At 64.1% G+C, this 12,835-nt stretch carries 9 protein-coding genes; 4 read left to right on the top strand and 5 right to left on the bottom strand.

Annotated elements, in window-relative coordinates:
* Positions 1 to 17: 17 nt before the first annotated feature.
* Together ACDP63_RS03520 and ACDP63_RS03515 are read right to left on the bottom strand one after the other, a co-directional pair.
* On the bottom strand, positions 18 to 413 hold the full coding sequence (locus ACDP63_RS03520) for a DUF2958 domain-containing protein (RefSeq protein ID WP_039194750.1): 396 nt from the start codon (positions 411 to 413) through the stop codon (positions 18 to 20).
* On the bottom strand, positions 410 to 1,366 hold the full coding sequence (locus tag ACDP63_RS03515) for an ArdC family protein (RefSeq protein WP_152367882.1): 957 nt from the start codon (positions 1,364 to 1,366) through the stop codon (positions 410 to 412). Before ACDP63_RS03515 ends, ACDP63_RS03520 begins: the two co-directional genes overlap by 4 nt.
* A gap of 480 nt (positions 1,367 to 1,846) precedes the next feature.
* Between ACDP63_RS03515 and ACDP63_RS03510 the strand changes: the two genes are divergently transcribed.
* Positions 1,847 to 2,761, top strand: coding sequence for a hypothetical protein (locus ACDP63_RS03510; protein WP_058098282.1), 915 nt, complete (start codon positions 1,847 to 1,849; stop codon positions 2,759 to 2,761).
* A complete protein-coding gene (locus ACDP63_RS03505) occupies positions 2,746 to 6,048 on the top strand; it encodes a DEAD/DEAH box helicase (protein ID WP_152367883.1) in 3,303 nt (1,100 codons plus the stop codon). Before ACDP63_RS03510 ends, ACDP63_RS03505 begins: the two co-directional genes overlap by 16 nt.
* Before the next feature lie 163 nt (positions 6,049 to 6,211).
* On the opposite strand, the gene ACDP63_RS03500 is transcribed toward ACDP63_RS03505, so the two are convergent.
* Genes ACDP63_RS03500 through ACDP63_RS03490 form a run of 3 tightly spaced genes read right to left on the bottom strand, consistent with a single transcriptional unit; the run spans position 6,212 to position 11,542 of the window.
* Complete coding sequence (locus tag ACDP63_RS03500; RefSeq protein ID WP_409927693.1) at positions 6,212 to 9,484, bottom strand: error-prone DNA polymerase; 3,273 nt, start codon at positions 9,482 to 9,484, stop codon at positions 6,212 to 6,214.
* Positions 9,481 to 11,004, bottom strand: coding sequence for a Y-family DNA polymerase (locus ACDP63_RS03495; protein ID WP_143794789.1), 1,524 nt, complete (start codon positions 11,002 to 11,004; stop codon positions 9,481 to 9,483). Before ACDP63_RS03495 ends, ACDP63_RS03500 begins: the two co-directional genes overlap by 4 nt.
* Entirely contained in the window at positions 10,919 to 11,542 is a 624-nt protein-coding gene (locus tag ACDP63_RS03490) for an ImuA family protein (RefSeq protein ID WP_409927692.1), read from the bottom strand. The genes ACDP63_RS03495 and ACDP63_RS03490 overlap by 86 nt, the downstream gene beginning before the upstream one ends.
* Positions 11,543 to 11,792: 250 nt before the next feature.
* On the opposite strand from ACDP63_RS03490, the gene ACDP63_RS03485 reads away from it, so the two are divergent.
* Together ACDP63_RS03485 and ACDP63_RS03480 are read left to right on the top strand one after the other, a co-directional pair.
* On the top strand, positions 11,793 to 12,509 hold the full coding sequence (locus tag ACDP63_RS03485) for an SOS response-associated peptidase (RefSeq protein WP_255471297.1): 717 nt from the start codon (positions 11,793 to 11,795) through the stop codon (positions 12,507 to 12,509).
* 9 nt (positions 12,510 to 12,518) lie between these two features.
* Positions 12,519 to 12,755 (top strand): hypothetical protein, encoded by a 237-nt coding sequence (locus ACDP63_RS03480; RefSeq protein ID WP_409927691.1) that lies wholly within the window; start codon positions 12,519 to 12,521, stop codon positions 12,753 to 12,755.
* The last annotated feature ends 80 nt before the right edge of the window (positions 12,756 to 12,835 follow it).

Below are 12,835 nucleotides of genomic sequence, written 5' to 3'. Positions count from 1 at the left end.
AAGCCGGCAACCGGAAATCAGGATTCCCGGCTTTCCGTATCTGTGGATGTGCGGGTGAATGCCGCACCGGCGCGGTAGAGGGCTCGTTCCGCCGCCTGGATGCTGCCGGTTTCCCACGCAGCCTCCGCCCAGACCGAGATCGGGAAATCCCCGGTGAAGAGCAGATCCCGCTCGATCCCCATGCCGAAGGGCAACCGGACCCCACGCAGCTCTTCCAGGCTCCACGAGCCGAGTTCGGGGTAGCCGATATCGGCCAGGCCGAACATGATGTCGCCGCCCTGATCCAGCTCGGTGGCGAGCCAGACGCCCGCGCCGAAGGGATTGAAGAATTTGACGACGGGGACGTGATCGGCGCCGCGCTGCCGGCCATTGGCGAGGAGCTGCGCACGCTGGGTACGGGTCAGGAGGATCATGCCGCCACCCTCCGCTCGGTCGAGGCCGCAACCGATTCAGCGCCGTCCTCGTCGGGCAGATGCGACAGCAGCCAGTCGGCCGCCTTGCTCGCCTGCGAAGCGGCGCGGACGATGGCGCGGTTATCCTCGCGCAGCACCTCCAGCCAGGAGCCGATATAGTCGGCGTGGCGCACGGTCGGCACGATGCCGAGCGAGGCGCAGCAGAAGGCCGCGTTCATCTCGGCGACCAGCTCCTCGAAGGCGTATTTCTTCGTGCCGAAGCTGCCCGAGAAATCCCGCCCCAGGCGCGAGGCATGGCCGGTGGCGTGCCCCATCTCGTGCAGCGCCGTCCGGTGCCAGTTAATCGGCTCGAAATAGGCGGCCGGCGGCGGCACCTGCACATAATCGAGTGCCGGCACATAGAAGGCGCGATCTCCGCCGATGCGGAAATCGATCCCGGTCGCGCGGATCAGTGCCTCGACCTTCGGCTCGATCATACCGGGCGGCGGTGGTGGCGCCTCCACGGCAATATCTTCTGGCAGGCCCTCGCATTGCGCGGTGTTGAAAACGGTGAAGCGCTTCAGGAACGGGACGCGTCCCGGTTCTTCACCGGTCTCGCGGGCTCGGCGCTTCTCGTCTTCCGGGGTGAAGCGGTCGGCATAGACGACCGTCGTGCCGTGCTCGCCCTTACGGACATTGCCGCCGAGGGCTGCCGCCTGGCGATAGGTGAGCCAATGCTGGGTCGGATAGCCGTTCTGGACCACGGCACCCCAGAGGATCAGCACATTGATCCCGGAATACTGCCGCGAGGTCGCGGCGTTTCGCGGCATGGCAAGCGGCGCTTTCGCCGCAGTCCCCCAAGGCTGGACCCAGGGAAGCCGTCCTTCCTCCAGCTCGGCGATGATCTTGCCGGTGATGTCGTCGTAAAGATTGCTGCGGGCGCCGCCTTCACGGGCGCGGTCCTGTCTGGCCATCGGGATGATCTCCGCGACGGGCGCCGGAGGCCACTCCTCCAGTCCTTAACCCGTCACGGAAAACCCGCCCGCACTCGAACTCTCAGGGGGCGTTGCGGGGTCTCCCCGCTGATGGGGGTGCGTCGGCAACGCAGTGCCGACCAGGGGGAAGGCTTTTCCCTGCCACCTGAGAATCTCAGCCATGATGAACCTTGTAGTCGTTCACTGCGCCTGCATAGTGTGACAGTCCGAACAGAGGCTTGAGCGATTGAAGGGGCGGAGAACGGACGTTCGTTGCCGTGAGCGCGAATGACCACAAACTTCCCGATGTTCCCGATCGCGAGCTACCCCTCGAGCCACTTCACAGAACAGATTGCTCGACTTGAAGTACGTTTCTCACGTAAAACCAAATAAAGTCATGTAGTTGTTGTCGCACATCCGCAGCACTGTCATTGAAAAGAACGCGCATGCAGCCGCCGCTGCTAAGAGAGTCTTAACCAGATGAACAAGGCCCATGAGATAGACAGCCCCGACAAGATAACCGTTTCGGCCGGGCCGGAGGCCGGAGTTGCGTCCCCAACGGCGATTTCGACGGCAGCGTGCAAGGTCAACGAGCACTGTGTCGGCGATCACTGGACGGTCGGTGATGTCAAGTTACTAGCGCGGCTCATAGCGATCATCGCGATGGGACAGGCGAAGCACGCGGCGCGAATTATCGCGGACCTGCAGCCAGCGGTTCCGGCCTTGACAATCGACGTGCTCCGTTCCGACGCGAAACAGCGTCTGACCGTGACCGGAGACACGCCGGAAAAGCAGGACGCTCACCGATGGCATCGCGACGGTCTGATCTTCGAGGCGATCTCCTGGATCGCCGCCCGACAGGGTGCTGCCGCCAACGTGCTCATGAGAGACCCGCACATCAGCGCGACGACACAGGGTCTTGACGGGCTCATGATCGAACTGGACGAAAAAGGTGAAACGGTCGTCCGCGCGACAATTCTCGAAGACAAATGTTCGAACGACCCCCGGCGAAAATTCAGAGACGAAGTTCTGCCTGCCTTCCGAAACTACCATGCGGGCAAAAGGGCTTCGGAGCTGGTGGCGGCAACATCTTCGCTGCTTGACGGCAGGATTCCCGACGAAGCGGTCATGGAGGCTGCAGGGCGCGTACTGGATATGGCATTCAGGGCCTACCGCGCCGGATTGACGATCAACCCTGACCACGACTCGGAGGCGGGACGCACAGCTTTGTTCAAAGGATATGAGGGGCTTGAAAAGATCACCGGGGCGCAGCGCATCGGGGCGACATTCCTGCCGCCTTCGGAACTGCGCACCTGGTTTGACGAGATTGCCGGTCGGGCGATCGCCTTCATTGACGTGCTCGGGGAGGACGATCACCAATGTTCGATCCGGTGACAGCGGAAATCATGCGTACTGCGCCAGCCTTGCCAGGCCTGAATCCTGCCGAGCTGCCGCAATTGCTTACAGCGCAGTATGCAGAACTGGCTGCCCGCAGAATGAGGCGCGTCGATGGCGCTGAAGAGGCGGCGGGTGACGGCGCTGCTGACGGCGAATGGCCTCTCGCCCGTATTGCCGACGCCTATGAGATCGTTGTGTCCGTCCGGCGTGATGCCGACCACCGCAGAGCGGCGGCATTCGTTGCCGGCACGGCGCATCAAATTCTGGCGCAGGACCTCGCGCAGACCGATGCTGCCGGGTCTGTTGCCATCATGGATCGGGATCGCATCCATCCGGCGATCGCGGCGGCGGTGCTTTTTCTGGTGGCCGAGCAGTATGCGGACGCCCACGAAGCCGCGCGCTTTATCAGGCCGGAAGATGGAGGGCAGGACTATGTCTGCACCATTCTGGCCGAAGATATCCGTGACCTGGCGCGCGGCAATTTCCAGAGCATTCTTGACCGCGCGCAGCGCCGTCCGGAGGGGTTCTTCTCCGGCGGACTGCTTGAACAGCGGGGGACAACGGCGCTCTTCGAGAGCCTTGTCGTCGGTGTCGAGTTGTTTGCTGCGGAAGTTCTGGCAGAAGATATGCCCGAGAAGGCGGCAGGGCGGTTCGACGGCGCAAGGGCGGCGTTCGCCCGCGTGTTGGCCCTCTCTTCGCTGGAGCACGGGCGCCTCGGCGATTTGTCCCAGAATTTTCAGACCACCTATCCGGGACCACGTCACCTCGCATCACTGCTGCTGGCAGCCTACGACTCCATTGCGGGCGCGGCGGTTACACGCCTGCAGCCGCCCAATGGTTCAGATCGGGATTATTGGCGAAGCTGGCTGAGGCATCGTGCGAATGCCGCACCTTTCGCTTGGCCCAATCATAGGGAGGCCATAGCGAAAGGATTCCACGAGAGCGGCAAGTCCGCCGTGCTCGTTCTGCCGACCGGCGCGGGAAAAACGACGGTCTCTTGCCTGAAGATTGCTGCTGTACTGGCAAGCGGCAAGTCGGTTGTGTTCTTGGCTCCAACTCACGCGCTTGTGGATCAACTCACCGACGATCTGCAGAAGGTCTTCCCGGAATCGCTGGAAGGTTCGGTTGTTTCGAGCGATTTCGATCGCTTGTTCGCTCCCGGTACCAACTTCGAAAGCATCGAGGTCATGACGCCGGAGCGCTGTCTTGCACTTCTGTCATATTCGCCCGAGGCTTTTGAAAACGTAGGGCTGCTGGTCTTTGACGAATGTCATCTCCTCAGCCCCGTATCGAATCTCCGCCGGGCGTTGGACGGAATGTTCTGCGTCCTTGCCTTCAACAGCATCGCGCCGGAAGCCGATTTCCTTTTTCTTTCAGCGATGCTTGATAATGGCGCGGCATTCGCAGAGTGGATTGAAGAGCTCACCGGTCGGACCTGTGTTTTTGCCGATCCGCTTTGGAAGCCGAGCCGACAGGCGCGCGGCGTCCTGCTGTATGAGAGTGCCGCCATCGTGCAGATGAGACGCAACGCGATCGCCGTTCAGCGCGCGGAGGATGCCCGAAAGAAAAAGCGCGCAAAGCATCTGCGCAAACCAGCTGCCGAAGCGCTGCAATGCCCGCCGCATGCTCTCTTCGGGCTTCAGCACAACTGGCTGGCCGGTGCAGCGCCAAGCTGCACCCTGGCGGCCATTTCCGATGCGCCGGTCCCGTTAACCGGTAAGCTCAACCGGGATGGTTCGATCTATCTGACGCCGAATGTAAACAAGGTCGCCGCGCAAGTTGCGGCTGCTGCGGCGCGCAACGGCCTGAAAGGTATCGTCTTCGTCAACCGCAAGGATACTGCCGCGTCCACTGCGCGTGAAATCTCGGCGCTGCTGGGCGACCCGCCAGAGCAAACGCAAGATGAAGAAGAGCGATGGAAGGCGCTGGAGATCGAGCTTGGCGGGCTGGAACATGCGATCTTGGCCGGTCCCGCTGCCGCCGTGCCCCACAATGCGCTGATGCTCAGGCTGGAGCGCGATCTGGCAGAACGCTTGTTCCGCCGTGCCGACGGGGCAAAAGTCATCGTTGCTACACCGACGCTGGCGCAGGGTCTGAACCTTCCAGCTCATATTGCCATTCTTGCCGGGGACAAGCGCAGCGACCCGGACGAAGGAGGGCGTGAAGACCTGGAGGCGCACGAGATACTGAATGCTGCGGCCCGTGCAGGGCGCGCCGGTCACCTCGCCAACGGCATCGTGCTCCTGATCCCTGAAGTCGTGCTTCAATTCAGGCAAGGTAGGGCCTTCCCAAAAGGGGTGCTCGACAAGCTGAAGTCGGTACTGCCAGAGGACGACCGCTGCCTGTCCCTGAGCGATCCCCTGCAGACAATTCTTGATCGCATCAATGTGGCGGCTGCTGCCGATCCCGACGTCGAGTATGCCCTGAACCGCCTAGCCACTGCGGTCGCGCCTGAAGGCGCAGAAACCGAAGCAACGACGCGCTTTTCGATAGGACGATCACTGGCTGCCTTCACGGCCATAAGGATCAATCAGAAAGCGGGGTTCGATGCGAAAGTCGCGCGACTGAACGAGCTTATCGGCGAGAGAGCGAAGGAGGCCGATGATCAGGTCCTGGCGGAGCTTGCCACCCAGAGCGGCGCGCCGCTCGGCATCCTCAAATCGCTGCGGCAAAGGATCGAGGATCAGATTGAACGGCTACCCCAGACAATACCGGACTGGACGTCCTGGATCATCAACTGGCTTGCAGAGGATCAGGATGCGCGCGATGCTATTCTGATCCGTGATGGTAGAGCAATTCTCGGCGCTACCGGAAACAAGAAGGACGGACCGCTGACGGCCGACGCCGTAAGAAACCTCGAACCCGGCATTCTGGCCTGGCTATGCGGCGAACCCTTGCGCGAAATCGAAAGACAACTCGGCGGCGACCCCGCTGAAAAAGCGATTTGCCCGCGTGCCCGTGAGCTAGTCTCTCAGCTAGTGCCTCTCAGCCTTTCCTTCGCTGCCGGTCTAGCCGCGCGCACGGCAAGCGAGATACCTGCCGTCGCCGACGGAACGGCTACGCCGGTCTCTGTCATTGACTGCCTTGCAGCCGGGATCAGACGCGGCTTCGACACCCCGAACAAGCTCGCTTTTAGCGACATCAAGCGCGGCTTTCTGAGCCGCGTTCAGACGCATCAGGCCTATTCCGCCACTATCGAGCGTGAGCCAGAGATCTCAAACATGGAAGAGTACCCTGCGGTGGTGGATCGCATGCGGATGTATCTGCTGCTGGTCGACGACTGAGTGTAGCAGGCAAGTTTTCAAGCATCCCTGTTGCCGTACGATCAATCTGGCTAAGGAAAGCAGAAGTTAGCCTCTGTGCGGTCGTGCGGCCGCAAAGAGCCGATTTCGTTTTCTGCAACTGCGGTCAATGCGAGGTTGCTGGGTGTCGTAAAGGTTCCGACCATTACCGAAAATCCCGCGTCTTTACCCTGATCGCGTCGACGTGCGGGTCGGGCACAGCCATACTGCACGCCCGCAGCCCCTTCGGTGGCTGACCGCGCAGATCAGGCGTCGGAGATTCTTGGTGGAGTTCGCTTCCTCTGCCATCCGGCAGGAGGGCCGCCACGTCGCGTTGCCCAACGCTGGCCAAATCCCGCGACAGATCGACGATCCGATGGACAACGAGATGCACGACCTCGCCCTCGCGCTGAACGCGCCCCCTGACGGCAATCATGCTCGATGAGAGAATGGCCCGCCGATAGCACTCGAACACTTTCTGCCAGACCACGAGATTGGTGATGCCGGTCTCGTCCTCGATCGTGATGAACATGACGCCCTTGGCCGAACCAGGCCGCTGGCGGACGAGGACGATCCCCGCCGTCTCCAGCCAGCGGCAGTCGCGCGCGCCCATCGCCTCGGCGCAGGAGACCATGCGGCGCTTGCGCAGAGCCTCGCGCAGGAAGGCAACCGGATGGCGGCGCAGCGACAGGCCGGTATGGCTGTAATCCGCGACCACCTCGCCGCCAGCCGCCATCGGCCGCAGGGCGATGGACGGCTCCGATATCTCTGAAACCGTCAGGCCCTCGCGTGCCGAGGCTGCCGCAAACAGCGGCAGTTCCTCGTCGCGCAACCCCTTGATCGCCCAAAGCGCTTCGCAGCGCGCGAGGCCGAAGGGCGGGCGGAAACCGTCGGCCTCGGCAATGTGGACCAATGCGGCGACCGGAACCCCGGCCCGCCGCCAGAGATCCTCGACCGAGGCAAATGGCTGATCGGCACGGGCGGCGACAATCGCCGCCGCATGGGCATTGGCAAGCCCCTTGACCATGCGCAGGCCAAGCCGAACCGCAAAGCGCGCCTCGTTGCCGGTCGGCTCCAGCGTGCAATCCCAGCGGGAGGCATTGGCGCAGATCGGGCGCAACTCGACGCCATGGTCGCGCGCATCGCGCACGATCTGGGCCGGGGCATAGAATCCCATCGGCTGGCTGTTCAGTAGCGCGGCGCAGAAGGCATCGGGATGCCAGCATTTCAGCCAGGCCGAGGCATAGGCGATCAGCGCGAAACTTGCCGCATGGCTTTCGGGAAAGCCGTAGGAGCCGAAGCCCTCCAACTGCCGGAAGGTGCGTTCGGCAAAGTCCTGTTCATAGCCCTTGGCAACCATGCCCGAGATCAGCTTGTCGCGGAATTTCGAGACGCCGCCGGTGTGCTTGAATGTGGCCATGCTCTTCCTTAGCATATCGGCCTCACCGGGGGTGAAGCCCGCGCATTCAATGGCGACGCGCATCGCCTGTTCCTGAAACAGCGGCACGCCGAGGGTCTTGCCCAGCACCTTCTCCAGTTCGGGTGTCGGATAATCGACCTCTTCCAACCCCTCGCGGCGGCGCAGATAGGGATGGACCATATCGCCCTGGATCGGGCCAGGCCGGACGATGGCGACCTGCACCACCAGATCGTAATAGGTGCGCGGCTTCAGGCGCGGCAGCATGGACATCTGCGCCCGGCTTTCGATCTGGAAGGTTCCCAGCGTGTCCGCCTTGCGGATCATCGCATAGGTGCGCGGATCTTCGGCCGGGATCGTCGCCAGATCAAGGGCGATGCCCTTGTGTTCCACGATCAGATCCAGCCCCTTGCGCATGCAGGTCAGCATCCCCAGCGCCAGCACATCCACCTTCATGAAGCGCAAGGCGTCGATGTCGTCCTTGTCCCATTCGATGATCTGGCGATCCGCCATGGCGGCGGGTTCGATCGGCACCAACTCGTCCAGCCGGTCATGGGTCAGGACAAAGCCGCCGGGATGTTGCGACAAATGCCGCGGCGCCCCGCGAAGCTGGGCGGCCAGATCAAGGGTCAGGCGCAAACGCCGATCCTCCGGGTTGAGGTTCAACTCACGAAGCTGCTGATCGTTGACACCGGTCTCGGACCAGCCCCAGAGCTGGCCGGAGAGTGTCTGGATCAGATCCTCGGGCAGCCCCATGGCCTTGCCGACATCGCGCAGCGCGCCCTTGGAGCGATAGCGGGTCACGGTGGCGGTCAGCGCGGCCCGGTCACGGCCATAGTTCTCATAGACCCATTGGATGACTTCCTCACGGCGTTCGTGCTCGAAATCGACGTCGATATCCGGCGGTTCGCGGCGTTCCTCGGAGACGAAGCGCTCGAACAGCAGATCGTTGCGGCCGGGGTCGATGGCGGTGATGCCGAGAACATAGCAGACGGCGCTGTTCGCCGCCGATCCCCGCCCCTGACAGAGAATGCCGCGCGACCGGGCAAAGCGGACGATACTGTTCACGGTCAGGAAATAGGGCGCGTAATCGAGCTTGCCGATCAGGGTCAGCTCATGGCGCAACGCCGCCGTCACCTCATCCGGCACGCCCTCGGGGTAGCGGTTGGCCGCGCCCTGCCAGGTCATCCGCACCAGTGTTTCCTGCGGGGTCAGTGCGGGATCGTCGCGTTCCTCCGGATATTGATAACGCAGCTCATCCAGGCTGAAGCGGCAACGGTCGGCGATCTCGATGGTGCGGGCCAGCGCCTCGGGCCAGCGGGCGAAGAGCCGGCGCATCTCGGCGGGCGGCTTGAGATAGCGGTCGGCATGACGCTCACGGCGAAAGCCCAGCTGGTCGATGGTGGTGTTGTGGCGGATCGCAGTGACCACATCCTGCAGCATCCTCCGGCCAGGCTCGTGGAACAGCACGTCATTGGTCACGACGGTCGGCACGCCGATCCGCTGCGCCAGTTGCGAAAGCTCCCAGAGCCGCATCTGGTCGTTGGGCCTGCGGCGCAGGGTCAGCGCCAGATAGGCCCGGTCGCCGAAGGCATCGCGCAAACGGCGCAATCGGAACCCGCAGTATTCATCGGCATCATCCGGCACCAGCACCGCGATCAGCCCTTCGCCATAGGCGGTGAGATCGGCCCATTCCAGGTGGCACTTGCCCTTGCCGGCCCGGCCCTTGCCAAGCGTCAGCAGCCGGCAGAGCCGGGCATAGGCCGCTCGGTCGGTCGGATAGACCAGCACCGACATGCCGCAGGCGAGATCGAGGCGGCAGCCAACGATCAGCCGGATGCCGGTTGCCTTCGCCGCCTCATGGGCGCGAACGATGCCCGCCAGCGAATTGCGATCCACCACCGCCAGCGCCTCGATCCCCATCGCCGCCGCCGTCGCGAACAATTCCTCGGCCGAAGAGGCCCCGCGCAGAAAGGAAAACTGCGTGGTGACCTGCAATTCGGCATAGCGGGGCGCATTCATCCGAAAACCCCGTGCAGGAACCAGCGATGCGATCCGGTGGCGACATCCTCGCCGTCACCGGCGCGGAAGATCCAGAAGCGTTCGCCAGCGTCATCCTCGATGCGGAAATAATCCCGCACCGCGACCAGCTCGGCATCGCGCTTCCACCATTCCCCGAAGACCCGCTCGGGGCCATCGGCCCGGCGCACCCGCCGCCGCACGCCGCGCCACGAGATCCAGTTCGGCGGATGGTCGGGCAGCAGCGCCATGGTCTCGATCGGCTCGGGACGGGGCAACAGCCGCGAGGGGCGCGGCCAGTGATCGGGCCAGCCCGCGCCGGTCTCTTCCGCCAGGGCCGGAATGCGGCAGACGGATCGCTCGGGCACATCGCTGGCCACCGGCGCGAAGCGATAAATCGCGCGGGCGCCGACCCGGTTGGCGAGCGTGTCGATCAGGCCTGACAGGTCAGGCTCGGGCGCCTCGATCAGGTGGCTCACGGCCTGGCGCTCGGTCATGGGTTCCGCCAGCGTGGCCGTCAGCGTCATGATCTCGATGCCGAGGCCGGGGTCGATGGTCTCGATCTTGTCGCAGAGCAGCCGGGTCAGGCGCTGAGGGTCGCGCACCGGCCGCGCGAGGCCGATGCGGACGGTCTCGACACGGCTGTCTATCCGGTGGCAGAGCAGGTCGAGGCGGCGCACGCCGAGGCCGCGGGTCTCCAGCGCCTCGCAGAGCGTTGCGACCAGCTTTCCAATATAGCGGGCGATGGTCTCAGCGGCGGCGATGGGTTCGGCAAAGCTGCGCCGCGCCTCGATCATGTCCTCGGGGCGCAGCGGCTCGATGGGTTCGGCGCTGTTGCCCAGGGCCTGATCCAGCCGACGGGACAGTTCCGGCCCGAAGCGCAGCGTCAGGGGCGCGCGGGGCTGGCCGATCAGATCGCCGATCCGGGAAAACCCCAGATCGCGCAGGCCAGCCGGGATCGCGGGCGACAGCCGTAGAGCCTCCAGCGGCAGCGGCGCGAGCATGTCGATGCTGGCCCCCGGCATGGCGATCAGCACCGGATTGGACCCATAGCGCGCCAGCGCATGGGCCGCGCCCCAGGTGTCGGCAATGGCGGCCCGTGCAGACACACCCGACAAGGTGAGCCGCCCGATCAGCGCATCGAGCATCGCCGCATCGCCGCCATGCAGATGATCCGCGCCGGTAGAGTCGATCACGATCCCGTCCGGCGGATCGACCGCCACAATCGGCGCGATCCGTTGCAACACCCAGAGCGCGAGGCGCTCCAAGCTTTCGGCATCGGCTTTTGGGTCGGCGGGTTCAATCACCAGTCCCGGCACCAGCGCCTGCGCCTTGGTGACGGGCATGCCGACCCGCAGGCCGAGCGCCTGCGCGGTCGCGTCGACCGCCGTCACGATACGGCGGTTACGATCACGTCCTGCAATGATGAGCGGCACCTCAACTGGCGGCGCTGTGTCGCCGGCCTTCCGCCGCAGCCGGTCTGTCGGCCATGTTGGCAGGAAGACCGAGATGACCCGAGCCATCGCACGCCTCCAGTTCGATATCGAGGGATTCTCCCGCCCGCGCCCGGATCAGTTCGATCAGCCAGCGCGCGCGACCGACGCCGGGCACGGGCAAAGGCCGGGACGGCAGCACCGAGATCCGCCAGCGGGTCATCGCCGCCGTCGGCTGGCCGAAATCGCTGGCCTCGGCCTGCCGCCGCCAGCGGCGCAGGGCGAGGCCGATGGTGCCGCTTTCCTTGGCGGCCAGGTGCAGCCGCCGCGAGGCGGTCATCGGCAGCCGGGCAATATCGGCGACCACCGCGCCCAGCCCACCGTGCCGCAGGCCTTCCTCCATGCAGGCCAGGACCGACTTGTCATCGCCGGCCTCGACATGGATGACGCGATCGGGCGGCAGGCCGGCCTGTTCCAGGCCCGGCGCGAACAGATCCTGCTGGGCGACGCACCACAGCACCTTGCCTTGGGTCCGCGCGGCGATCCCGGCCACGAAACAGGCCGCCGCCGCGCCGTCCACGGCGCCGTTGCCGCCGCCCGCAACCTCATGCAGACAGCCAAGAGCCAACCCACCACCGGGCAGTTTGCGGTCCAGAGACGGAACGCCGAAGGGCAGCACTTCCCGCGCGCGAGCGCCATCACCTTCAAGCTGCGCGATTCGCACACGAAGGGCCGCAATGGCTGGACTGATGGCGAGCTCGTGCATCTGGAAGGCAGGCTCCGGATCTTCTCAAGGGCAAATCCTGTCGTTATGTTCTTTGTTTGTTCTAGTGCGCGGCGGGAGTCAATCTGAGTCTCGTAAGATGTGATCGGAAGCCTTGCCGGAACTTCTGGCGTATGATGGCCGCAAAATCGGAGAAGCGGGTTTGTGCAATCTCTACAATCTGACCACCAACCAGCAGGCGATCCGGGATTTCGTGGCGCTCACCCACGACAGTATCGGCAATCTGGAACCGATCCTCGACGTCTATCCCGACCGGCCCGCGCCGGTCGTGCGCAAAACCGATGGCGGGCTGGAGCTTGCTCGCCTTACATGGGGAATGCCCACGCCGGTCGAGCATCTGAAGACCCCGGACGCGCCTGACACCGGCGTCACCAATGTTCGCAAGACCTGGATACGGCACTGGCAACAGTGGCTCGGGGTTGAGCACCGTTGCGTCGTCCCGGCGACGGCGTTCTCGGAATACGGGCAGGTGCCTGATCCGGTGACGAAGCGCAAACCACTCTACTGGTTCGCGCTCGACCAGGCGCAGCCCCTGTTCTTCTTCGCCGGGATCTGGACCCGATGGGAAGGGACGCGCGGATCGAACCGCACGCCGAGACCGGGCGAACATGAACTCTTCGCTTTCCTCACCACTGATGCCAACGAAGTGGTGAAGCCGATCCATCCCAAGGCAATGCCAGTGATCCTGACCAATTCCGACGAGGTGGAGGTCTGGCTGACGGCCGACTGGCGCGAGGCGAAGGCCCTGCAACGACCTTTGCCCGCCGATCGGCTGGAAGGTATCGAAAAACCGGCAACTCCGACAGGTTGACGACGAAGCATGTCGGGATCGGGAGAACAGATCGGGGAGGCCGCCGAGCCAGACAGGAATATCGGCAAGATCATCCATGTGGATATGGATGCGTTCTATGCCTCGGCCGAGCAGCGCGACAAGCCGGAGTTGCGGGGCAAGCCGGTCGCTCCTAACCTAGCGCAGCTTCGGTCGAGTTCGAGATGTCAAGCGGCGGTACGTGCCCTCTCGAAGTTGCGCGACCTGTCAATCGGCACGCAACTTTGACCCCCTTTCGGCGCCCAATAATGACCCCGCTTGGTCAGCACGGGTAGCTGGCCCGATGCGGTGTAGCCTCCATACAGCGC

The organism is Paracoccus sp. P2 (assembly GCF_046335115.1).
Classification (GTDB): domain Bacteria; phylum Pseudomonadota; class Alphaproteobacteria; order Rhodobacterales; family Rhodobacteraceae; genus Paracoccus; species Paracoccus pantotrophus.
This window is presented reverse-complemented; position numbering and strand designations above follow the sequence as displayed.

What these genes read in the sequence shown, in the direction of transcription:
- ACDP63_RS03520 (WP_039194750.1), bottom strand. Translation starts at nt 413, where the DNA reads ATGATCCTCCTGACCCGTACCCAGCGTGCGCAGCTCCTCGCCAATGGC.
- ACDP63_RS03515 (WP_152367882.1), bottom strand. Translation starts at nt 1,366, where the DNA reads ATGGCCAGACAGGACCGCGCCCGTGAAGGCGGCGCCCGCAGCAATCTT.
- ACDP63_RS03510 (WP_058098282.1), top strand. Translation starts at nt 1,847, where the DNA reads ATGAACAAGGCCCATGAGATAGACAGCCCCGACAAGATAACCGTTTCG.
- ACDP63_RS03505 (WP_152367883.1), top strand. Translation starts at nt 2,746, where the DNA reads ATGTTCGATCCGGTGACAGCGGAAATCATGCGTACTGCGCCAGCCTTG.
- ACDP63_RS03500 (WP_409927693.1), bottom strand. Translation starts at nt 9,484, where the DNA reads ATGAATGCGCCCCGCTATGCCGAATTGCAGGTCACCACGCAGTTTTCC.
- ACDP63_RS03495 (WP_143794789.1), bottom strand. Translation starts at nt 11,004, where the DNA reads ATGGCTCGGGTCATCTCGGTCTTCCTGCCAACATGGCCGACAGACCGG.
- ACDP63_RS03480 (WP_409927691.1), top strand. Translation starts at nt 12,519, where the DNA reads ATGTCGGGATCGGGAGAACAGATCGGGGAGGCCGCCGAGCCAGACAGG.